Origin of the sequence: Xenorhabdus littoralis, from assembly GCF_033949345.1 — a bacterium.
GTDB classification, from domain to species: Bacteria; Pseudomonadota; Gammaproteobacteria; order Enterobacterales; family Enterobacteriaceae; genus Xenorhabdus; species Xenorhabdus littoralis.
This window is the reverse complement of sequence record NZ_VCDP01000035.1, coordinates 34,099-57,280: the sequence shown is the minus strand read 5'-3', so window position 1 is coordinate 57,280 and position 23,182 is coordinate 34,099. Positions and strand designations below refer to the sequence as shown.

The following is a 23,182-nucleotide window of genomic DNA, read 5'->3' as shown; positions in this document are numbered from 1 at the left end:
CATAATCACGTAGCCAAACTGAATAAACGCAACCAATAAAGCTGTAACTAAAAAAGATAGGTATATCTAATAAGCATCTAATCACCACATACAGAAAGTAAATATCCGTAAGGACAGTTAACAAAAATAATAACCTGACAAATAAAATGGATATATAATTTCCAATATCAATGATACTAACAGCCAGATCAAAAATTTGATACTACAGTAACCTGACTAAAACAGGCTTTATTACAATGATTAGTTAAATATATAGATAAACTATTTCAACCATTAGTAAGCAATCTATACATGATACAGACGTTGAATTTAGTTATCCAAATGTATAAAGATAAGTTCATTATGCAAATAAATTTACTGAAAAAATAATGAGTTAATTCAAATAGATAATTGGATTTATTATAATACAGCTTATTCATTATAATAAATAATTGAGGAGAATTCAGAGAAGAATAATTATGGCGTGTGTAACAATAAATATAACAAAGAAGAATAAGTGGCTCATCTAAATGAATTACCTTCACTATAGATGAGCCATTTAACGGCTAATTAATGTAATTTCAACCGTGGGCGAATAACACGGTTTATCCCACCAACCAGCATCATCAAGCCTGTTTTAATATATCCATGCAGGGCTACCTGATGCATACGATACAAAGAGATATAAACTATGCGGGCAATACGACCTTCTACCATCATTGAGCCACGCATTAAGTTCCCCATCAAGCTACCAACGGTACTGAACTTAGATAATGAAACCAATGAACCATGATCTTTATATACATATTCTTTCAATGGTTTTTCATTCAGTAATGCCAGAATATTGTCATAGCAACGGCTTGCCATTTGATGAGCAGACTGGGCACGAGGAGGAACAAAACCCCCCTCTTTTTTCGGGCACGATGCACAATCCCCAATCGCAAAAATACGATCATCCAGAGTGGTCTGCAAAGTTGGTTTCACCACTAACTGGTTGATACGGTTAGTTTCCAGCCCGCCGATGTCTTTCATAAAATCAGGAGCTTTGATTCCTGCCGCCCATACCATCAGAGATGCTTTAATCAGCTCTCCATCTTTAGTATTCAGGCCATGCTCATCAGCACTGGTAACCATCGTTTTAGTCAATACTTTGACACCCAGTTTAGTCAGTTCTTGATGAGCCGCACTAGAAATGCGCGTTGGCAACGCCGGCAGAATTCTCTCGCCCGCTTCGACCAAAGTCACATTCAAGGCATCACTATTCAAGCTTTCAAAGCCATAACTGTTAAATTGCTTAACCGCATTATACAGCTCTGCTGAAAGCTCTACGCCCGTCGCACCACCACCAACAATGGCAATATTCACTTTTTCTTCTGCACATTGGTTTGCAGAATATTTCAGGAACAAGTTCAGCATCTCATTATGGAAACGGTGTGCCTGATGTGGATTATCAAGGAAAATACAGTTATCCTTCACACCCGCCGTGCCAAAATCATTCGACTGGCTGCCCAGAGCCATGACCAGGAAGTCATAAGCCAGTTCACGTTCCGGAACCAACAAATCACTGCCTTCATCACGGATCTCTGCCAAGGTGATTTTCTTTTCATCACGATTAATATTCGTCAGCGTACCTAGCTGGAAATTGAAGTGATGGTTACTCGCATGAGCTAAGTAACTCAATGCATCAACACCATCATCAAGAGAACCCGTTGCTACTTCATGTAATAATGGCTTCCATAAATGGCTGTTGTTGCGATCCACCAAAGTAATTTCGGCTTTCTGCTTACGTCCCAATTTATGTCCCAAACGCGTTGCCAGCTCTAAACCACCCGCGCCCCCACCAATAATGACAATTCTTGTCTTTGGCGTTGTCATGACTACCCCACTGAAAATACAACTAATGTTATGTAAGGTGCGAAATTAAGCTCATCATATAGTTGAATAAAGACCTTCAATAACGTCCTTAAATAACATCAGGCTAAACAAATTTCATACTGCAAATATCTCCAGAATATCATGGCAGGTCAGTTGGTCATACCAAAAATATCCCCAATCAAATTCTTTTGATTAATTAGACATCAATCACAAAATTTTAATGATAATCTCCAATTAATTGGATGATAATCCAAATTATCAGTAAAAATCATTTACAATGTTAATATTATGTGAATATGACTTTCAGGATGCGACAAGTAACGCTATCAGGAGAAGTACAAGGAAAGAGATATTGAAAAAAGGGATAAGGAATAAGGAATAAGGAATAAGCTCACCGATGATGACTTATTCCTGATTTTATTGAATAAATTATATACCCTTCACCATCCAAGCTTCTACGTTGTTGGCTACATCTTGAAATCCGTAGAGTATATAACTCATTAATTATTCACATCTTAGCCATTTTTCACACAGGCCACGTAATGCCTTATTCGCTTGCTGCCAACGTTCAGATCTCTGTAATTCTTCTAAACTAAATTTTTTGCTTTGATGATATAACCGTGTGACTTTATCTGAGTTAATAATCGGCAGATTATCCAGCACACTGACGGCACCTTCCCGATTATTACATACCAAAATCATGTCACACCCTGCATTCAATGAAGCTTTCGCGCGCTCGGCATAATTCCCCATTACAGCAGCACCTTCCATTGAGAGATCATCGGAAAAAATGACGCCCTCAAACCCTAATTTCTGACGCAATACCGATTTCAGCCAATACGGTGAACCACTGGCGGGACGGTGATCTATCTGAGGATAAATCACATGAGCCGGCATAATGGCATCCAGCAAATTACGTTGGATGAAATCGCGAAAAATCACCATATCATGACAATTAATAGCATCCATTGAACGATTATCCCTCGGTGTTTCTTTATGGGAATCGGCCGTCACGGCTCCATGTCCCGGAAAGTGTTTTCCCGTCGACTTCATTCCCGCAGAATGCATACCCTTAATAAATTTTTCTGCCATAATCATGGCAGGTTCAGGCTCTTCGTGGAATGATCGCTCACCAATTGCTGTGCATTTATGACCCAAATCCAAAACGGGCGCAAAACTGATATCAATGTCCATCGCAATCATTTCTGAGGCCATCAACCAGCCAGACTCTTCTGCCAGATGTGCTCCCAGAAGTGTGTCATTCATACAAGCAAAAGATTGTGCGGCAGGTAAACGAGTAAAACCGTCATGAAAACGCTGGACTCTCCCTCCCTCCTGATCAACAGCAATCACCAGACGATGGCGGGAAGCCTCACGAATTTGGCGAACTAACTCACGTAATTGTTTTGTATCATGGAAGTTGCGGGTAAACAGAATTAAACCGCCCACTAATGGATGTTGCAGAATTTCGCGTTCTTCATTATCCAATTCATAGCCAACAACATCTAACATTACTGGACCCATAGCATTCCTCATTTCTCTTTATTGGTTGCCATCTGTAATTAATTATCGCGAATTTTCACCTGCGAGTTTACCGCCTTAAACTTATTACGCCAGTTTAAAAGCATTGCGCAAAGGATGCGCCAGTAATAAAAATTGCGGCTCTTTTGTTTGCTGCCAGCGCACTTCATACCATATCAGCATCATATAGCTGACCCACGGTTTCCATCGCTTAATCTGCTGTTGCAATCGTCGGATATCTGAGTATCCCGATGTCCGGATACAATAATAATCTAAAAATGCCTGCTGCTGTATCTCATCCCATTGGTTTCCCTCAAATAGTACAGCCAATGAGAAGCCAATATCGACATCAGCAGCATATTCCCAATCAATCAATTTTAGCCCTTCTTCGGTCATCAACAAATTATCGGGGTGAATGTCCATGTGAGCAGGGGCTATTTTTAAAGCGGTAGGCATTCTGGTTGCCATAAAAAATTTATGCAGGCGTAACCAGCGAGGAGACAACCGACGGCGATCAATTTGCTGCCATTGGGATGCAAATTGCTGCTTAAGCTTAAGGGGATATCCTAATTGAGGCTGATTATGAAGAATGGTAATTATCTGAGCCAGAGATTGCTGTAACACAGACGAGTTGAATGTATCAGGATCTATTTTTGTTCCCCTGAACCACTCTAATAATAACCAGCCGTCACTCATCACCATTACTTTAGGAGAAATACCCGTCAGAGATAGTCGACGTAAGATCCTGTTTTCCCGCTGGCGATCAACGCCCAGTGTTTCACTATATGATGTTTGCGCGCGCCCGACCATCTGACGCACCCCATCCGTGATATAGTAACTTCCCTGCGTCAAACCCGTTAATGGCCTAACCTCCCACGACTCCGCAGGAATGTCAGGCCATCGCTGACGCAGTATTATCAATAAAGAGCTATCGTTAGTGAACGTCACCACGACCAGACCAGAGTATTTCACCTGTTTTGACGAGCATCAGCTGCATCTCTATATCACGCTGACCTTTATTGTCAGAAACTGCGGAATAGAGAACATAATCAGCGTTCAAGTAACGCGCCAGCCCAATGGATTTACTGCGCAATCCCAGACTATCTTCCGATGACAGCCCCAGAGCCTGGCGAGCTACGTGGATCTGAGACTTCGGAACAACCTGAAAGACCTGTTTGTTACTGACTTCATCAGTGATTGCATCTGTAGCTTTCAAAGTTCGCAAAGAGCCACTAGTGTTATTTTTGACGGAATCAACAAGCAATAACTTTCCTTCTTCCACACCATTGGCCTTAATCATCTGTTCAACCAATGGCTGAACGATATTATGCCAATTAATAGACTGGATCTTGGGAGGTTGAGGAACTTTTTCCGACGGCTCTGCTGGTGGCTCTGGTTTTTCCTTTGGTTCCACTGGTGTAACAGGAGCAGGCTGTTGCGGTTCTTCTACCAATACACAACTCGCCAGCAGCATTGCTGATAATACAACAAAGAGAATTCTTTTCATTAATCTACTCCAGTTACATCGCTGCCTTATATTGACACTCGTGAATGAGGGTCTGTTGCTAAATCTATTATTAATATTGGGCCAACAGCGGGCCCAATGGACGTCCACCCACCAAATGCATATGAATATGAAAAACTTCCTGTCCTGAGTGACGATTGCAGTTCATAATCAGGCGATAGCCATCTTCTGCAATACCTTCTTCTTTTGCAATTTTAGCCGCAACTGTAAATAAACGACCCAGTGCAAGTTCATGATCCGCAGTAACATCGTTAATCGTCGGGATCAGCACATTAGGTATAATCAGAATGTGGTTTGGCGCCTGAGGAGAGATATCTCTGAATGCTGTTACTAAATCATCCTGATAAATAATATCAGCAGGAATTTCACGACGAATAATTTTACTAAAAATAGTTTCTTCTGCCATTTTAATTCTCCTTTTTATCATCTAGTTTTATTTAATATCAACATGAAATAGTTCACAGAAGTTTCTTGTGGTTACTTCTGCTAACTCATCAATACTAATGCCTTTCAAGACAGCCATATATTCAGCAACATCACGTACATACGCTGGTTGATTTTGTTTGCCACGGTGAGGAACCGGTGCCAGATAAGGTGAGTCAGTTTCTACCAGAATTCGGTCAAGTGGCACAAATCTTGCCGCTTCACGGATCTGTTCTGCATTACGGAAGGTAACGATGCCAGAAAAAGAGATATAAAAACCCAAATCCAGTAAAGCTCTTGCCGTATCTTTATCTTCAGTAAAACAGTGCAGAACGCCACCACATTCTTGTACTTTTTCTTCCCGCAAGACCATCAGTGTATCGTCCCTTGCATCACGGGTATGTACAATCACTGGCTTATTCAGTTCACGACCTATGCGGATATGTTCACGAAATGACGTTCTCTGGAGTTCAGCATTTTCTTTCTGATAATAATAATCCAGACCTGTTTCACCCATAGCGATCACATCTTCATCCGCAGCCAGTCGGGCAAGCTCGTTGAAATCGTAACCTTCATCCAAGTTCAATGGATGAATACCACAGGAATATGCTACGTTTTCTCGTTTACCAATCAGGTTTTTCATTTGTTGGAAGCCAGGCAATGTCGTCGCCACTGCCAACATATACTTCACATCCCGTTCAGCAGCTTTCGCCACCACATCATCTACACTTTTGTGCAGGGTTTCATAATCAAGGCAATCAAGATGGCAATGAGAATCAACTAAAAACATAATGTGCTCGTGTCTAAATAAGTTACTGGGCGGGACAAAGTTGTTTTTCCCAATTGAGTAATTGTTCTGTCAGCAACAATTCCCGATTGATACCCACTACAGATAATAATTGATGACGACAATGTACCCAATCATCAACGATATTTAATAATATTTTCACATTTTGGGCGAAAGCAAGATGATGGATCAAAGTTTGCTGATCTTGGTTAACACAGTAATTTTGCGCCTTCTGCCGCCATTTCACCGCATCGGATAACAAACTGATCAGCCAATGCAACGATTCCTGTACATCATCGCGATTCAACAATGGTAAAAGTGACAGGGTATCACATTTATTCAATGCCTGTTCAATTGCCTGACAAAGCGCATTTCTCTGCTGCCATTTTTCAGTCTGAAGTAACTGTTTGGCTGCCAGTGGTGCTCCCTGAGAAAGTTTTAATGCTGTTTGTATATCCAATGCAGATATAGCGGGAAATTGGTTTTGTAGCCAGTAAAGGCCTACGGCGATTTCAGGGGCAGAGAGAAAATAGTAAAAACAGCGACTACGCAATGTTGCCAGCAAATTTTCTGGATTCAGGCATCGCAACAGAAAGTAAGTATTTTGGGGTGGCTCTTCTAATGTTTTCAGCAAAGCATTGGATGCTGCATCCGTCAGGGATTCCGTTGATGGCAACCAGACAATTTTGGCGCCTCCTTGCTGAGAATGTTCGTAGAGCTTTTCGTTGAGCTGGCGTACTGCATCCACACCAATCGTGTTTTTTCCTTTTTCAGGGACAAGAACATGCCAGTCAGAGTGGGTTTCTGCCAACATCAGGTGGCAGCCATGGCATTTTCCACAGCTTTTCATGCCCTGTTTGTCCTGACACATTAACCAGCGACTCAATCCATACACTAATGCATCTGCTCCAGTTCCTTCATGTGCATGAAGCAAAATAGCATGATGTCCACGCCCCTGTTGATGAGATTCAACTAACTGGCGATACGCATGATTAAGCCACGGGTACCAACTCATGCCTGTGTTTCCTGTTGTTGCAGCCACTGTAATAAAGTATGGCGAATATCATCCTGTACTTTTTCCAATGATTGAGTTGCATCCACTTTTCTGATGCTGTCATCTTTCTCGACTAACTCAAGATATCTTTCACGGGTACGATGGAAAAAGTCCGACGATTCTTTTTCAATACGATCCAATTCACCACGCTCACGAGCACGTTGTAAACCTACTTCTGGAGGTAAATCAAGATAAATAGTCAAGTCCGGGCAAAAATCACCCAATGCAGCTTCACGCAATGAAGCCATCAGATTTTGATCAATACCACGGCCGCCGCCCTGATACGCCTGAGAAGAAAGGTCATGGCGATCGCCGACTACCCAAGTTCCTTTCAACAATGCCGGTTTGATGATATTTTCGACTAATTGAACTCTGGCAGCATATATCATCAATACTTCTGCCTTATCTGTCAGGGATTCACCTTCAACACCCTGTTTGATCAGCTGGCGCAATTTTTCTGCTAATGGCGTTCCACCCGGTTCACGGGTAAAAATCAGGTCAGAGATTCCATATTGCTGCAATGTTTTAACCACCGTTTGGATTGCAGTCGTTTTTCCTGCGCCTTCAAGTCCTTCAATTACAATAAATTTGCTATTCATTTATCCTGCTTTAACCTCTGACGATAAATATTTACCGCCTTATTATGTGCTACCAAATTAGTGGTGAACGTATGGCCACCATCGCCATTCGCAACAAAATATAAGTATTCTGTGACTGCTGGATGCGCGGCTGCCTTAATAGAAGCCAATCCTGGCATCGCAATAGGTGTTGGCGGTAATCCTTCAACCATATAGGTATTGTACGGTGTAAACATGGTGAGATTACTGCGAAAAATCGTACCCGTATATTTATCTCCCAGTCCGTAAATCACTGTCGGATCAGTTTGCAATCGCATCTTTAAACGTAGACGGTTCACAAATACAGAGGCAACTTTAGTACGTTCAGATTCAATTGCAGTCTCTTTTTCAATAATGGACGCCATGATCAGCATTTCATGGGCATTCTTGTACGGCAGATTTTTCTCGCGGCTTTCCCACTCCTGATCGAGTATCGTTTTCATTTTGTTATGGGCTCGCTTGAGTAATTCGATATCACTCGTACCAGCCGTATACAAATAAGTATCAGGATAAAACCAACCTTCCAGCGATTCACCCGCTTGCATACCCAAAGCATCGATGAGTTCTTGTGGTGTTTTATTCTCTGTTTCATGCTTTAGGTATGGTGCACTCTGCAATATTTTTGCCCAATCTAAAAGGCGACTGCCTTCAATAAAACGGATAGAAAATTGCGCCTCTTTGCCGCTGGCAAATAGTTGCAAGACAGTTTTTAAGGCCATACCTGATTTCAGGCGATACGTTCCGGCCTTAAATTTTGCCAACTCCGGCTTAAATCGAAATAACCACGGCAATAATTGATTATTCTCAATCAGTTTATGCTGAATCAGTAAAGTTTCTAAGCCTGTACGCCCCGTTCCTGCCGGTACAGTAAAGATGAGTTCTTGATTAAGGTTAATTTCCTGATCAGCAAAATTTTCTATTTTTTTCTCAAAAGAGAAAAACACTATCGCTGCAACCACAATAATCAATACAGGCAGAATGAAAATGCATTTTTTTAGTTTCATTCGGTAATCACTTTTATTGAGACTTTTATTGAGACCTTTATTGAGACTTTGACTGATACTTCAATGATGAGTACTCAGTAGCTAAGATCTTAAACATTCGATTACTAAACATTCAATCATTAAACATCAGAGCGTTAAACATTTGGGTAATAAATACTCATGTAATTCTCTTGATTGATATTCCCATACTGGTTGATTTTTATGTGCTTGAATTTGATTTACGGGGATCACTGGCATCAGGGAATTACAAATGAGTACTTCATCCGCATGAGCTAATGCTTCAGGATAACGCATAATACATGACAGGTTATAATCACTTTCCGCCAATAATTCGATTATTTTCTGCCGCATAATCCCTTCTACACCACACTGACTGAGATCAGGAGTATAAACATTTTTTCCTTTTCGCCAGAATATATTGGAAGCACAACACTCAACTAATAAACCATCACTATCGAGAACCAGTGCGTCATCCACTTTGGATTGTTCAATGAATCTTTTGATCAATACCTGTTCCAAACGATTCAGATGCTTGATACCTGCCAAATGAGGGTTAATTCCCATAGAAATGGGGCTAAGTTCTAATGAAACACCTTTTTGACGCTGGGTAATATACTGTTCAGGATATGAACTCAAGGAGAGGAGCTGAGTGGTCTGAACAGTGCCATCAATACTATAACCACGTCCCCCCGCACCTCTGGAAAGAATAACTTTCAAAACACCTGATTCACACCCTTCTACCACTTGTTTGATATGGTGCTCAAGACAAGACCAATCCAATTCTGGCATAAACAGTTTTTCGACGCCTTTTTGCAGACGTTTTATATGCAAAGGCAGCAAAGCTGGCTGCCCTCGCTCTATTCTTATTGTGGTAAAACAACCATCTCCAAATTGTACTGCGCGATCATTCACAGGTAAGAGGTCGCACTGATTACCATTAATCCAATACGTCATTTTGATTTCTTATCTTCAATAAAAAGGCGTAATAACTTTAGTTACTAAGGGGGAGGTATAATAGTATAGGAGCGTTAGCAGTGCAAAAGACCGTTAAAATTCAATTGTCAAAAACAGCTATAAAAAAGCCCCAACATCCGTTGAGGCTTTTTATAAACACAGCGCGTTTTTAGATCTTACGGAAAATCAATGACCCATTAGTGCCACCGAAACCGAAAGAATTACACAATGCGTATTCCATCCCTTCTACTTTACGTGCTTCACCTGGTACTAAATCCAAGTGGCAATTCTCATCCTGATTTTCCAAGTTAATGGTTGGAGGAACAATTTGATCACGCAGCGAAAGAATTGTGAAAATGGATTCAACAGCGCCAGCAGCACCCAACAGGTGACCAGTCATCGATTTGGTTGAACTCACCAATACTTTAGTGCCTTCACCAAAAACAGACTCAACTGCACGGGCTTCTGCAAGATCACCAACAAATGTTGAAGTACCATGAGCATTAATGTAACCCACCTGCTCTGGCGAAATAGCCGCATCTTTCAGGGCATTTTCCATCGCTAAAGCCGCACCTGCGCCATCTTCAGGAGGTGATGTCATATGATAAGCATCGCTGCTCATACCAAAGCCAACAACTTCAGCATAGATTTTTGCACCACGCTTTTTAGCGTGTTCATATTCTTCAAGAACAACAACACCTGCACCATCGCCAAGAACAAAACCATCACGATCTTTATCCCAAGGACGGCTTGCAGCCTGAGGATCGTCGTTACGAGTCGATAATGCACGAGCCGCGCCAAATCCGGCAACACCAAATTCTGTGCTCGCTTTCTCGGCACCGCCTGCCAGCATAATATCAGCATCATTATAAGCAATGATACGAGCCGCATGGCCGATATTATGTACGCCAGACGTACATGCAGTTGCAATGGAGATGCTAGGACCACGCAGACCATAAAGGATGCTTAAATGACCTGCCACCATATTGATAATGGTCGACGGTACAAAAAACGGGCTGACCTTACGAGGCCCCGCCGCAAGCAATGTATTATGATTGTCTTCAATCAGACCTAAACCGCCAATACCAGAACCAACAGCAGCACCAAAGCGGCTAGCATTGGCTTCTGTTACTTCGATTCCTGCATCTTCAATGGCTTGTACGCCTGCAGCAATACCATACTGAATGAAGAGATCCATTTTCCGCGCTTCTTTGCGTGAAATATTGAAATCTTCATGATTAAAATTTTTCACCACACCAGCAAACTTAGTTGCATGGTTAGAGGCGTCAAAATGTTCGATAAGGCTGATACCACTCTGTCCGGCGCAAACAGCATTCCAAGAAGATTCTACTGTATTGCCGACAGGAGATAACATGCCTAGTCCGGTCACGACTACTCGACGCTTAGACACGGTTATCCTCCAGGGAGGGAAAAAATTTAGGACAAAAAACATAGGCGGTCGAATGACCGCCTAGGTATGTGTGCTTATTTACCTGCGTTTTCAACGTAGTCAATAGCAGCCTGAACTGTAGTGATTTTTTCAGCTTCTTCGTCTGGGATCTCGATATCGAACTCTTCTTCCAGAGCCATTACCAGTTCAACTGTGTCAAGAGAATCAGCGCCCAAGTCATCAACAAATGAAGCTGAGTTTACAACTTCTTCCTCTTTAACACCCAGTTGTTCAACGATGATTTTCTTAACGCGTTCGTCGATAGTGCTCATACTATTAAATTTCCTATCAAAACTCGCTTTCGCGATGGTTTTCGTAGTTTATAAAATACAGGAAAAGATGCAACCAAATCCCGGCTGGTCGAACCACATCTTGCTTCTTTTGTACAAAAAATACATCAAAAACAGGGGGTTCGCTCATTTTTTAGATCATGTACATGCCACCATTGACATGCAATGTTTCACCCGTGATGTAAGCGGCCTCATCCGAAGCAAGAAACGCTACAGCACTGGCAATTTCTTTTGCATCACCAAGACGATTGGCAGGAATTCCAGCTGAAATACTTGCGCGTTGTTCGTCTGTCAACGCCTTGGTCATATCTGTTTCGATAAAACCAGGTGCAACAACGTTGACGGTGATGCCACGAGAAGCGATTTCACGAGCCAATGATTTACTAAACCCAATGACTCCTGCTTTCGCTGCCGTGTAATTCGCCTGCCCTGCATTTCCCATCGTTCCGACAACAGATCCAATGGAAATAATACGTCCATAACGTTTTTTCATCATAGAGCGCATTACTGCTTTTGACAGACGAAAAATCGAAGAAAGATTAGTGTCAATAATGTCTTGCCACTCATCATCTTTCATGCGCATCAACAAGTTATCACGAGTGATGCCCGCATTATTAACTAAAATGTCTATTTCACCAAATTCAGCACGAATATTCGATAGTGCATTTTCAATGGATTCTGAATCTGTGACATTCAGTACAAAACCTTTGCCTTTATCACCAAGATAGGCAGTAATTGCTTCTGCGCCTTTTTCACTGGTTGCAGTGCCAACAACACATGCCCCACGTTCAACCAATAATTCAGCAATAGCGCGACCTATACCACGGCTAGCGCCTGTGACCAGTGCAATTTTTCCATCAAAGCTCATGTTTTCCTCAGCCTTTCTTAGTCTTTGCTCAGAGCAACTGTGAGTGATGATACGTCATTTACTGCTACAGCACTTAAAGTATCAACAATTCGTTTAGTTAACCCAGTTAATACCTTACCCGGCCCAATTTCCAACAGTTGTTCAATACCCTGCCCAGCGATATATTCAACTGATTCTGTCCAGCGTACAGGATTATGTAACTGGCGGACAAGTGCATCACGAATAGCGTCAGCAGAATTTTCTATTTTTACATCGACGTTATTGACGACTGGAAATTGTGGCTGGTTAAACACAACTTCTTGCAACACAGCAGACAGTTTTTCGGCTGCGGGTTTCATGAGTGCACAATGTGAAGGCACACTGACAGCCAAAGGCAAAGCGCGTTTTGCTCCGGCCGCTTTACATGCCGCACCTGCACGTTCTACAGCGTCTTTATCACCAGCGATCACAACCTGTCCCGGTGAATTAAAGTTTACCGGTGATACAATTTGACCCTGTGCGGATTCTTCACATGCCTTTGCAATGGACTCATTATCCAAACCGATAATTGCGTACATCGCTCCTTGCCCTTCTGATACAGCTTCCTGCATCAGTTTTCCACGTAATTCGACGAGTTGAATCGCCTGCTGGAATTCAAGCACACCAGCACAAACCAGCGCAGAGTATTCTCCAAGACTATGGCCCGCCATCATGGAAGGTGCTTTACCGCCCTTCTCCTGCCACACTCGCCAAATAGCCACTGAAGCTGCCAGCAACGCAGGTTGGGTTTTCCACGTTTTGTTCAGTTCTTCTGTAGAACCTTGCTGAACCAAAGCCCATAAATCATATCCCAAAACCGCAGAAGCCTCTGCGAAAGTCTGCTCAACAAGCGGAAACTCTGAGGCTAAATCCGCCAACATACCCAGGGATTGAGAACCTTGACCGGGAAACACCATTGCAAAATCAGACATGTTTATTTTCCTGTTAAATTAAAAACGTACTAGCGCTGAGCCCCAGGTAAAGCCACCGCCGAATGCTTCTAGTAAGATAAGTTGACCGCGTTGGATTCTTCCATCACGTACAGCCTCATCAAACGCTGTCGGAACAGATGCTGCCGAGGTATTGCCATGACGATCCAGCGTCACGACAACTTTATCCATTGTCATATTCAATTTCTTGGCAGTCGCTGAAATGATACGCAAATTTGCCTGATGAGGTACCAGCCAATCAAGCTGGGAGTGAGCCAAATTATTGGCTGCCAACGTTTCCTCAACGATATTCGACAACTCGCGGACGGCAACTTTAAATACTTCATTGCCAGCCATCGTAACATATTCAGGTGTGTCGAGATTCACCCGGCTTTGGTGAGGTAATGACAGTAAATCACCATAACGCCCATCAGCATGAAGATGGGTAGATAATATGCCGGGCTCCTCTGAAGCCCCCACTACCATTGCTCCTGCCCCATCACCAAAGAGGATAATTGTACTGCGATCTTCAGGATCTACAACTCTTGAAATAATGTCAGAGCCAATCACTAATGCATGCTTAGCTTCGCCAGTTTTAATAAATTTATCTGCGATGCTCAATGCATAAGTAAAGCCAGCACACGCTGCTGCAACATCAAAAGCCGCAACGCCCGGAATTCCCAAAAATTGCTGGATCTGACAGGCCGCACTTGGGAATGCGTGAGTCGAGCTGGTTGTTGCAACAACAATTAAATCAATTTGTGTTTTATCGATACCAGCCATTTCAATGGCTTTCTCAGCCGCCTTGAAACCCAAGACTGCAACGTTTTCACCTTCACCTGCAATACGGCGTTCACGGATGCCTGTACGAGTTACAATCCATTCGTCAGACGTCTCCACCATTTTTTCCAAATCTGCGTTAGTACGCACCTGCGCAGGCAAATAACTGCCCGTACCTAAGATTTTTGTATACATTTATGTCTATTCACTCTTGGGTAATACTGCATCCAACCGGGCAGCAATTCTGTCAGGAACTTGCTTCTCTACAGCCTGAACAGCTTGATCAATAGCAGCCTTAAACGCTTGCTCATTGGCAGCTCCGTGACTTTTGATAACGATACCACGCAACCCTAATAAAGTTGCTCCGTTATACTGATCAGGGTTTAAATGGCTAAACCGCTTTGTTACATGCTTCAGTAACCATTTTTTGAAAATTTTCATCAACCAAGATGATTTTTTTTGCTGACCTTTTACCAGAGATAAGATCACTCTGATCGAACCTTCCATCGTCTTCAGCGTAACATTACCTGCGAAGCCGTCACACACGAGTACGTCTGCCTTCCCCGTCAGTAGCTCATTCCCTTCCACATAGCCTATATAATTAATGGCTGTAGTATTGCGTAAGGTCATAGCGGCTTCGCGGATATTATCCAGCCCTTTAGATTCTTCTTCCCCGATATTGAGTAGTGCGACATTCGGATGACTCACGCCAACAACACACTCTGCCATTACGGCGCCCATAATCGCAAACTGAACTAACATACTGCTATTACAATTAATGTTAGCGCCTAAATCCAATACAACAGTCTTCCGCTGTTTTAGATTAGGTATCACTGTCATCAGAGCAGGCCGTTCAATTCCTTCTATGGATTTCAACATCAGTTTAGCCATCCCCATCAAAACCCCTGTGTTTCCCGCACTCACACAGGCTTGCGCTTCACCTGATTTAACCAAATTTAGTGCAATACGCATTGAAGTGCCATGACTGGAACGAATAGCCTGAGATGGCTTTACGTCGTTAGAAACGACATATTCCGCAGGGATAATTTGCAAACGGCTGAGCAGCTCAGCATTTTTATTTGCAAGCAAAGGAGAGATGGTTTCGGGGTTGCCGACCAACAATAATTTTAGTTGCGGATTAGATACCAGTGCCTGCAATGCAGCAGGCACCGTGACGCGAGGACCAAAGTCCCCGCCCATAGCATCTAACGCTAAGGTTAGATTAGTCAAGATATCAACTTGCTAATGATTAGCAAAATTACTTGTTGATTACCTTGCGGCCACGGTAATAGCCATCAGCAGTCACATGGTGACGCAGGTGAGTTTCACCAGAAGTTTTGTCTACAGATACATGTGTTGCAGTCAGTGCGTCATGAGAACGACGCATACCACGTTTAGAACGAGTTGGTTTATTCTGTTGTACGGCCATTGACCTTACTCCTTAAGTACTTTTCTTTAAACTGGCTAATACGGCAAATGGGTTTGGTTTTTCTGCTTCAAGAGGCAGTACACCAAACACCATGTCCGCGTCGGACGCTTTACAGTGTCCAGAATCATGTACCGGAACTACCGGCAGAGATAGAATTATTTCATCTTCAATCATTGCCAGCAAATCTATTTCGCCAAATTCATTAACGTAAATTGGCTCATACTCTTCCGGTAATGCCTCAGCCCGCTCATCATTGGTGACCGGACTAAAACAATACGTTGTGTGAACATGGTGACTGAAATGACTGCCACAACGCTGACAGGCAAGTGTAACATCCACATCGGAATGCCCTTTTACAACTGCCAGACGCTGATTATCAATTTCAAATGATAGTGAGCTATCAACATCACCATCCACACTGACCACTGATTCTGCAATACGAGAAACTTGCTCAGCGGAATAACTACCTTGGTAGTCTAATCTTTTCTGAGCTGTTCGAAGTGCATCGATGGTCAGGGGTAATTTTACCTTCTGCATAAGGCGCGCATATTATCTTTGTAATGGGATATAGTCAAAGAAAAAGGCCATACATCTGCACCTTTCCGCCAAAAATTCGCTTATTAAGCGGCGTATAGTTTAAAATGTCTGCGAATATTTCTCTACGTATTTTATGGAAAAATGATGCTTCCGATTGTTTTATCGTCAACTTCTGTATATCGTCGCCAATTATTGGAAAAAATGGGGTTATCTTTTACCTGTGCATCCCCCGATATTGACGAAAGCCCACAGGAGAATGAAAGCCCAGAACAATTAGTCATGCGATTATCATGTGCAAAAGCTACCGCATTACAACGGGATTACTCCAATCATCTAATTATAGGTTCAGATCAGGTTTGTGTTTTAGATAACAAAATTACAGGCAAACCACATAATTTTGAGAACGCTTTCGCACAACTTAAAAAATCCAGTGGCAAGTGTGTCACTTTTTATACCGGCATTACACTGTTCAATAGTAAAACAGGGGACACAGATATTCGTTGTGAACTATTTTATGTCTATTTCAGAGATCTTACCGAAACAGAAATTATCAATTACTTAAACAAAGAAAAGCCTTTCAATTGCGCAGGTAGTTTTAAAAGTGAAGGATTGGGAATCACATTATTTGAAAAACTTGATGGCAGAGACCCCAACACACTAATCGGTTTACCGTTAATTACTCTGACAAAAATGCTTATCCGTCAGGGGGTAAACCCACTGACGGTATATTCTCAGTGATTATTTTGTCTCAGTATTTTTAAACACTGCCGTAACCGATCATCCATTGGTGCTTCAAAACGCAAAGTTTCTCCTGTGGATGGATGGGTAAATTTCAATGAGCTGGCATGCAGGAATAGCCTGTTAAGGCCTGTTCCTGCAAGCTGTGCATCGAAGTTTCTATCACCGTATCGATTATCAAAGGCAATAGGATGACCGGCATGTAAAGTATGTACGCGAATCTGGTGAGTTCGTCCCGTTACTGGGCTAGCCCGCACCAATGTAGCAAACTCATACCTCTCTTCAACTTTGAAGCGCGTCTCAGACGGTTTGCCTTCACTGCTGACTTTAACCACCCTCTCCCCGCTTTGCAGGATATTTTTCAATAAGGGAGCTTCAACCACTTTACAATGGGATTGCCATTGCCCACGCACTAACGCCAGATAATCTTTCTGCATCTGCTTCAAACGTAGCTGCTCATGTAAAGTACGTAATGCAGAACGCTTTTTCGCAATCAGCAAAATGCCCGACGTATCGCGATCAAGACGATGCACCAATTCAAGAAAACGTGCTTCAGGGCGCAGCGCACGGAGTCCTTCGATCACGCCGAAACTCAGTCCGCTACCACCATGTACTGCCGTTCCCGATGGTTTATTAATGACCAGAATATGGTCATCTTCGTATACAATACATTCCGCCAGAGCCGCCACCTTGCCCAGTTTTGCAGAAACAGGGGCTTCCTGCTTTTCTGCTACCCTGACCGGTGGGATCCTGATGGTATCTCCTGCTGTCAATTTATATTCAGGCTTGACTCTACCCTTGTTAACTCGAACTTCACCTTTGCGCAAGATCCGATAGATCATGCTCTTCGGTACACCTTTTAAACGAGCCAGCAAAAAATTATCAATTCGCTGGCCGGCCTCATCGTCATCAATAGTGACAAACTGTACAATTTGATTATTTGTTTTCATGGCCGAGATTCTAATTATCCAACAAACAGAGCGCTACTCATTTTTAAATATGTCTACATAACAATCATGCTTTCTTACTTCATTGTTTCAAACGCCTCAGGATAAAGACTAAAGATTAACAACTTATCACTATTTCCTGATAAAAAACCGCCAAAGCGGTAAAGTCACCTTGCTATCACCCCAATAGCAATGGAATAATGCTTTCTGGCCACAGTTTACTAAACTATGAATGGCAAGATTGAAATTGTTTGTTATCTGTTTGATTGAACAAAAACGCAGCAATGGCGTAAGACGTAATGTTTAATCAAACAATTTATGGGCTGTAAGTTGCAGTTTACTGGATTGAGGGAAATCTGTACTGATTTATTACAGTATCCCAATAAAGAGTGCTGTATTTAAATGAAATTCAGACTCGCCGACACAAATAGGCGCCTCTATACAAACGATAGCCGTGAGGCTGGCGGTTTTGTAAAAGACACGAGGCCATCGGTAACCAGTAGCTCGTCTCTTTTTTACTTGCAGCTCTATACTAATGTAAAAAATAATGAGTAAGTTAGAATGAAAAGAATGTTAATCAACGCAACTCAACAGGAAGAGTTGCGTGTTGCCCTTGTCGATGGGCAAAAACTTTATGATTTGGATATTGAAAGTCCAGGACACGAGCAGAAAAAGGCGAATATATATAAAGGTAAAATTACTCGAATTGAACCTAGCCTGGAAGCTGCTTTTGTTGATTATGGCGCTGAACGACATGGTTTCCTGCCTATTAAAGAAATTGCTCGCGAATATTTCCCAAGTAATTATCACTCTCATGGCCGTCCGAACATAAAGGATATCCTAAAGGAAGGCCAGGAAGTCATTGTTCAAGTTGATAAAGAAGAACGAGGCAATAAAGGTGCCGCCTTAACAACATTTATCAGTCTGGCTGGCAGCTATTTGGTTCTGATGCCAAACAACCCGAGAGCAGGTGGGATTTCCCGCCGGATCGAAGGCGATGATCGCATTGAATTAAAAGAAGCACTTTCTTCTCTTGACGTCCCGGAAGGGATGGGCCTTATCGTCCGTACAGCCGGTGTAGGCAAATCAGCAGAAGCCTTACAGGGTGATTTAAATTTTCGCTTGAAACATTGGGAAGCAATCAGGAAAGCCGCTGATAGCCACCCTGCCCCATTTCTGATCCATCAGGAAAGCAATGTTATAGTACGGGCTTTCCGTGATTACCTGCGCCCAGATATTGGGGAGATCTTGATTGATAACCCCAAAATCCTTGATTTAGCGCGTCAGCACATTACCGCTCTGGGGCGTCCTGATTTTGCCAGTAAAATCAAACTGTATAGCGGTGAAGTTCCACTATTCAGCCATTATCAGATAGAATCGCAGATTGAATCAGCATTCCAACGTGAAGTTCGGCTGCCTTCCGGTGGCTCAGTAGTTATTGATACGACCGAAGCCCTGACCTCAATCGATATCAACTCATCCCGTTCAACCCGTGGTGTGGATATCGAAGAAACAGCCTTTAATACTAACTTGGAAGCTGCCGACGAAATTGCGCGTCAATTGCGTCTGCGTGACCTCGGTGGTCTTATTGTCATCGATTTCATTGACATGACACCTGTACGTCACCAGCGTGAAGTTGAGAACCGACTGCGTGATGCCGTACGTCAGGATCGTGCCCGTATTCAGATCGGCCGCATCTCCCGCTTTGGTTTACTGGAGATGTCTCGTCAGCGTTTAAGTCCGTCACTGGGCGAATCCAGCCATCACGTTTGTCCTCGCTGTAGCGGCACCGGAACTATTCGTGATAATGAATCACTTTCCTTGTCAATTCTGCGTCTAATCGAAGAAGAAGCGCTGAAAGAAAATACACATCAGGTTCATGCTATTGTTCCTGTACAAATTGCGTCCTACTTGTTGAATGAAAAACGTAGGGCTGTCAGTGCGATAGAACATCGCCAAGGTGGTGTGGGTGTTGTTATCGTTCCGAACGATCAAATGCAAACCCCGCATTTCTCTGTACTGCGTGTGCGTAAAGGCGAAGAAATTTCTGCTTTGAGCTATTTGCTTCCACAATTACATGAAGCGGAAATGGCAAATACTCAGGATGATGTACAGCATGAACGCAAACGCCCGGAACAGCCTGCTATTTCAACGTTTGATCTGCCAGCAGAGACACCCGCGCCTGTAGCAGCAAAAGCAAAAGAGAAAAAAGCCGCCACAATCAACAGGCAGCAGCAAACAGAGAAACCTGGATTATTCAGTCGTTTCTTCAGTGCCCTGAAAAAGATGTTCAGTGGTGAAGAAGAAACACAGACTCAAGAAAAAGATAAAAAACCTTCTGGTAATGATAATCGCCGCTCCTCAGAACGTCGTAATCCTCGCCGTCAGAATCAACGTCGCGAACGTAACGAGAATGAGACCCGTAACAATCGTGAGCGCGATGAACAACGCAAAGGCCGCAATGTACAACAGAAACCTAATGTTCAAGATGACAACATTGCTATAGACAATAATGAAGCTCGCGAAACACAGCAACAACAACGCCGTGAACAACGAGCAGAGCGTCAACGTCGCCGTCAGGAAGAAAAGCGTCAGCAACAGCTGGAAGCTAAAGCTCAGCAAACGATAGTCAGACCTGATGTTGTAGAGGAAGAGGCTGAAGAGCGTCAACCTGTCATGCCTCGTCGCCAGCGCCGTCAGCTTGAGCAGAAAGTACGTATTACTGATGAAGTTAAGAAAGACGCTATCATTACCGCCTTACCAGCAGTGATGCCTGAAGCCACACCGCCGAAAGCCGTGGAAGAGAAGAAAGCGCCTGTATCTGTACCTGCCATTATTGATACGAATGTTGAAGCGGCTAACCAATCGGTAACGCCACAAGACACAATCGCACAGAACGCAGCATCACAGAACTCTGCTTCACAAAACATTACGTCACAAAGCAATGAGCAACAAGATAACATAATGCCACGTCGTTCCCGCCGTTCTCCACGCCATTTGCGTGTCAGTGGTCAACGTCGCCGCCGTTATCGTGATGAGCGTAACCTGACTCAATCCCCTGTTCCATTAACAATGGCTGTGGTATCACCAGAACTGGCATCAGGCAAGGTTTGGGTTCGTTATCCTGTTGCACCTGTGACAACTGCTGAACTTGAAGTCTCTAATACCGTTGAAGAAATAGTGACAGAAACGGTACCTGTACAACAAGAAAACGTGATTCTGATACCTGTCAGCACTGAATCTGCTCCAACCTCAACAGAAGAAGTTACTGAGGTTGCTGAACTGCAAGATACCGTTGCTCATGATAGCGCCAAATCTGCCGATATCTCTTCTATCACCACACATGTGAAAGTAGAGCCTGAAACTGTTAAAACTGCCATCAATCATGATGAAAAACATCAGACAGAAGTTTTTGGCAGTACAGTACAGTATGATGCTGTATCACATGATTCTGAAGAAACCCGTCACACGGCAGAACCTATCATTGTGGCGTCTATTGTTGAACAGGAACATCATGAAGAACAACCAACTGTCGCAACGGAAACTTGCGCTAAGGCAGAGGAAGTTAAAACGGAAGAGACAAAAGTTGTTGAGTCTTCGATTGTCGTGGAAAAAAATCATCACGCTTATTCCCCAATGACGAAGGCACCAGCACCAGATATGATGGCACAACCAGTTATTATCACTGAATGGCAACGTCCTTCCTATCCATTCCAAGGAAAAGGTGGCGCAGGTGGGCACTCTGCAACAAACATTGCAACCTCTGCAATGTTTAAACCACAGTAATTCGAATAACTGAATGTGTAGTTTCTTGTAAGACTAGTTCTTGTGAAGCTATTCTTTATAAAACTAAAATGGCTCCTCTTGTTAGGAGCCATTTTTTTACCTTACACACTATAAAAACGTGCCAGCTTCATTTCTTTCAGTTAACGATTCCAATAAACTTAGATAGTTATCATTATCATTTAAGATGGAATTATTTTATGGAGAACACCCCGCCTATGAAACCTTGGCTAATTTTTGGTGCCGGAAAAGGCGTTGGACGCCATTTAGTGACTATTGCCCTGAAACAAAACCGCCCAGTCACCACATTAATTCGTAATCAACAACAAGCAGCGGAACTGAGTGCAATAGGCGTTAACGTGATACACGGTGATGCCTGTGACAAAAAAAGCATAGAAAAAGCGATTACACAGGCGGGAGAAAATCCTGTTGTTTTCTCAACTATTGGCGGAGGAAATTCAGATCATTATGGGAACATTGCAATCGTAGACGCAGTTGAGCAAGCTCAAATCTCACGCTTATTATTGGTAACATCCATCGGATGCGGAGAAAGTTGGAAGACATTATCACCAAGAGCCAAATCATTATTTGGTCAATCAGTCAGACATAAATCATTGGCAGAAAGCTACCTGCAAACCAGCACACTGGATTTTACAATTATTCGCCCCGGCGGTCTTACTGACCAATCAGGTACTGGACATTGTCAGCGTTATCAAAAAGAAATTCATGGTATGGTGAGCCGAAAAGACGTAGCAGAGCAATTGGTACAAATGGCCGAGGATACACAGACTTACTATCAGATTTATACCTTAGTTGATCCAGAATTAAAACCTCACTGGAGCTAAGTTACCAAAAAAAGACAACCACGCCCGACGGCGTGGTTAACTGTCAATAAAAATTTGAACAACCAAGATGTTATTTTATCCCGCCATCCATAGCCTTAAGTTTTTTAGATAATTCCCGGCGTTCCTTAGACAGCTCAGCATTTTTGATGATATATTCATCAACTCGCTCTTCATAATCGCTACGCATGTGCGCAATAATTCCTTGAATATCTTCAACTGACATTCCCGGTTTGATGTAATCGCTCAGGTTATCCAGTAATAATACGCGTTTTTGGTTATCCCGAACCTTTTTCTCGTTATCTACGATTTCACGCTGCAATTTGTTTTTACGACGAAATATACGCACAAACTCCAATACATTGTGGAATGTTGGTTTATTTGTGTTGTCCATTTTTTACACCTTTTTTAATCAGACTGATAATTTCTTATGATAACTACACAATACAGTTTCAAACCATGCATAGACAAGTCAGTTTCGACAATTTATTGATGTATACCCAATGGATTTCAAGTTACAGTGCGATGAGTACAGCTTCCAACAACAGTACAGACCTTACACACTTGGCTCTGCAACCCGGTAACTTAATTTCTCATAATTTCTCATAGAATTTTCTATCATCATGACCATCCACCTCATCAAAAGATTTACAAGTCAAGGCATAGAACATGTTCCATCATAAAACACAAAGTTGGTTTATTAAATCTTGCCGAAACATTCGGTAATATTCCCCATGTCGGTAAAATTATGGGAATTTCAATAGACGTGTTTTAACGCTACCCGAGTCTGTTGAAAACAGCAGAATCTATACCCAATAGCTCTAAAGCTACC

23 protein-coding genes are annotated in these 23,182 nt (G+C 42.7%); 3 read left to right on the top strand and 20 right to left on the bottom strand.

The genetic code is table 11. The features are described 5' to 3' along the window. Positions 1-549 precede the first annotated feature (549 nt). The 18 genes from FE394_RS10550 to yceD all read right to left on the bottom strand — a co-directional run bounded on the left by FE394_RS10550 (position 550) and on the right by yceD (position 16,040). On the bottom strand, positions 550-1,854 hold the full coding sequence (locus FE394_RS10550) for an NAD(P)/FAD-dependent oxidoreductase (RefSeq protein ID WP_319926348.1): 1,305 nt from the start codon (positions 1,852-1,854) through the stop codon (positions 550-552). A 504-nt stretch (positions 1,855-2,358) separates the two neighbouring features. After that, positions 2,359-3,378: a beta-N-acetylhexosaminidase gene (gene nagZ / locus FE394_RS10545; RefSeq protein ID WP_319926347.1), complete on the bottom strand. Its 1,020-nt coding sequence runs from the start codon at positions 3,376-3,378 to the stop codon at positions 2,359-2,361. A gap of 84 nt (positions 3,379-3,462) precedes the next feature. Beyond that, on the bottom strand, positions 3,463-4,347 hold the full coding sequence (locus FE394_RS10540) for a phosphotransferase (protein WP_319926346.1): 885 nt from the start codon (positions 4,345-4,347) through the stop codon (positions 3,463-3,465). Next, complete coding sequence (gene lpoB / locus FE394_RS10535) at positions 4,310-4,882, bottom strand: penicillin-binding protein activator LpoB (protein WP_319926345.1); 573 nt, start codon at positions 4,880-4,882, stop codon at positions 4,310-4,312. Before lpoB ends, FE394_RS10540 begins: the two co-directional genes overlap by 38 nt. Positions 4,883-4,952: 70 nt before the next feature. Beyond that, positions 4,953-5,306 carry a purine nucleoside phosphoramidase gene (gene hinT / locus FE394_RS10530; protein WP_319926344.1) on the bottom strand — a complete coding sequence of 118 codons (354 nt, stop codon included), beginning with the start codon at positions 5,304-5,306 and terminating at the stop codon, positions 4,953-4,955. 27 nt (positions 5,307-5,333) lie between these two features. Continuing rightward, positions 5,334-6,113 carry a metal-dependent hydrolase gene (locus FE394_RS10525; protein WP_319926343.1) on the bottom strand — a complete coding sequence of 260 codons (780 nt, stop codon included), beginning with the start codon at positions 6,111-6,113 and terminating at the stop codon, positions 5,334-5,336. A gap of 22 nt (positions 6,114-6,135) precedes the next feature. Beyond that, positions 6,136-7,125 (bottom strand): DNA polymerase III subunit delta', encoded by a 990-nt coding sequence (gene holB, locus FE394_RS10520; protein WP_319926342.1) that lies wholly within the window; start codon positions 7,123-7,125, stop codon positions 6,136-6,138. Beyond that, positions 7,122-7,763, bottom strand: coding sequence for a dTMP kinase (gene tmk / locus FE394_RS10515; protein ID WP_319926341.1), 642 nt, complete (start codon positions 7,761-7,763; stop codon positions 7,122-7,124). The genes holB and tmk overlap by 4 nt, the downstream gene beginning before the upstream one ends. Continuing rightward, on the bottom strand, positions 7,760-8,785 hold the full coding sequence (gene mltG / locus FE394_RS10510) for an endolytic transglycosylase MltG (RefSeq protein ID WP_319926340.1): 1,026 nt from the start codon (positions 8,783-8,785) through the stop codon (positions 7,760-7,762). Before mltG ends, tmk begins: the two co-directional genes overlap by 4 nt. Before the next feature lie 126 nt (positions 8,786-8,911). Further along, complete coding sequence (gene pabC, locus FE394_RS10505; RefSeq protein ID WP_319926339.1) at positions 8,912-9,739, bottom strand: aminodeoxychorismate lyase; 828 nt, start codon at positions 9,737-9,739, stop codon at positions 8,912-8,914. A gap of 169 nt (positions 9,740-9,908) precedes the next feature. Then, positions 9,909-11,150 (bottom strand): beta-ketoacyl-ACP synthase II, encoded by a 1,242-nt coding sequence (gene fabF / locus FE394_RS10500; protein WP_319926338.1) that lies wholly within the window; start codon positions 11,148-11,150, stop codon positions 9,909-9,911. A gap of 74 nt (positions 11,151-11,224) precedes the next feature. Then, positions 11,225-11,461, bottom strand: coding sequence for an acyl carrier protein (acpP, locus tag FE394_RS10495; protein ID WP_004247087.1), 237 nt, complete (start codon positions 11,459-11,461; stop codon positions 11,225-11,227). Positions 11,462-11,612: 151 nt separating this feature from the next. After that, positions 11,613-12,347 carry a 3-oxoacyl-ACP reductase FabG gene (gene fabG, locus FE394_RS10490; protein WP_319926337.1) on the bottom strand — a complete coding sequence of 245 codons (735 nt, stop codon included), beginning with the start codon at positions 12,345-12,347 and terminating at the stop codon, positions 11,613-11,615. 17 nt (positions 12,348-12,364) lie between these two features. Then, positions 12,365-13,297, bottom strand: coding sequence for an ACP S-malonyltransferase (fabD, locus tag FE394_RS10485; protein ID WP_319926336.1), 933 nt, complete (start codon positions 13,295-13,297; stop codon positions 12,365-12,367). 18 nt (positions 13,298-13,315) lie between these two features. Then, the gene (locus FE394_RS10480; RefSeq protein ID WP_319926335.1) at positions 13,316-14,269 is read right to left on the bottom strand and encodes a beta-ketoacyl-ACP synthase III; all 954 of its coding nucleotides are present in this window, start codon (positions 14,267-14,269) and stop codon (positions 13,316-13,318) included. 6 nt (positions 14,270-14,275) lie between these two features. Continuing rightward, a complete protein-coding gene (gene plsX / locus FE394_RS10475) occupies positions 14,276-15,304 on the bottom strand; it encodes a phosphate acyltransferase PlsX (protein WP_319926334.1) in 1,029 nt (342 codons plus the stop codon). 28 nt (positions 15,305-15,332) lie between these two features. Further along, complete coding sequence (gene rpmF / locus FE394_RS10470) at positions 15,333-15,503, bottom strand: 50S ribosomal protein L32 (RefSeq protein ID WP_004247080.1); 171 nt, start codon at positions 15,501-15,503, stop codon at positions 15,333-15,335. Between the two features lie 12 nt (positions 15,504-15,515). Continuing rightward, a complete protein-coding gene (gene yceD / locus FE394_RS10465) occupies positions 15,516-16,040 on the bottom strand; it encodes a 23S rRNA accumulation protein YceD (RefSeq protein ID WP_319926333.1) in 525 nt (174 codons plus the stop codon). A 144-nt stretch (positions 16,041-16,184) separates the two neighbouring features. Here yceD and FE394_RS10460 point away from each other — a divergent pair, with 144 nt between their 5' ends. Next, the gene (locus tag FE394_RS10460) at positions 16,185-16,778 is read left to right on the top strand and encodes a Maf family protein (RefSeq protein WP_319926332.1); all 594 of its coding nucleotides are present in this window, start codon (positions 16,185-16,187) and stop codon (positions 16,776-16,778) included. On the opposite strand, the gene rluC is transcribed toward FE394_RS10460, so the two are convergent. Then, positions 16,772-17,728, bottom strand: coding sequence for a 23S rRNA pseudouridine(955/2504/2580) synthase RluC (gene rluC, locus FE394_RS10455; RefSeq protein WP_319926331.1), 957 nt, complete (start codon positions 17,726-17,728; stop codon positions 16,772-16,774). The two genes, FE394_RS10460 and rluC, sit on opposite strands and share 7 nt — an antisense overlap. Before the next feature lie 558 nt (positions 17,729-18,286). On the opposite strand from rluC, the gene rne reads away from it, so the two are divergent. Beyond that, positions 18,287-21,511 carry a ribonuclease E gene (gene rne / locus FE394_RS10450; protein ID WP_319926330.1) on the top strand — a complete coding sequence of 1,075 codons (3,225 nt, stop codon included), beginning with the start codon at positions 18,287-18,289 and terminating at the stop codon, positions 21,509-21,511. A gap of 215 nt (positions 21,512-21,726) precedes the next feature. Then, a complete protein-coding gene (locus FE394_RS10445; RefSeq protein WP_319926329.1) occupies positions 21,727-22,353 on the top strand; it encodes an SDR family oxidoreductase in 627 nt (208 codons plus the stop codon). A gap of 70 nt (positions 22,354-22,423) precedes the next feature. On the opposite strand, the gene tmaR is transcribed toward FE394_RS10445, so the two are convergent. Further along, on the bottom strand, positions 22,424-22,744 hold the full coding sequence (gene tmaR, locus FE394_RS10440) for a PTS system regulator TmaR (protein WP_086112913.1): 321 nt from the start codon (positions 22,742-22,744) through the stop codon (positions 22,424-22,426). Positions 22,745-23,182: the final 438 nt, after the last annotated feature.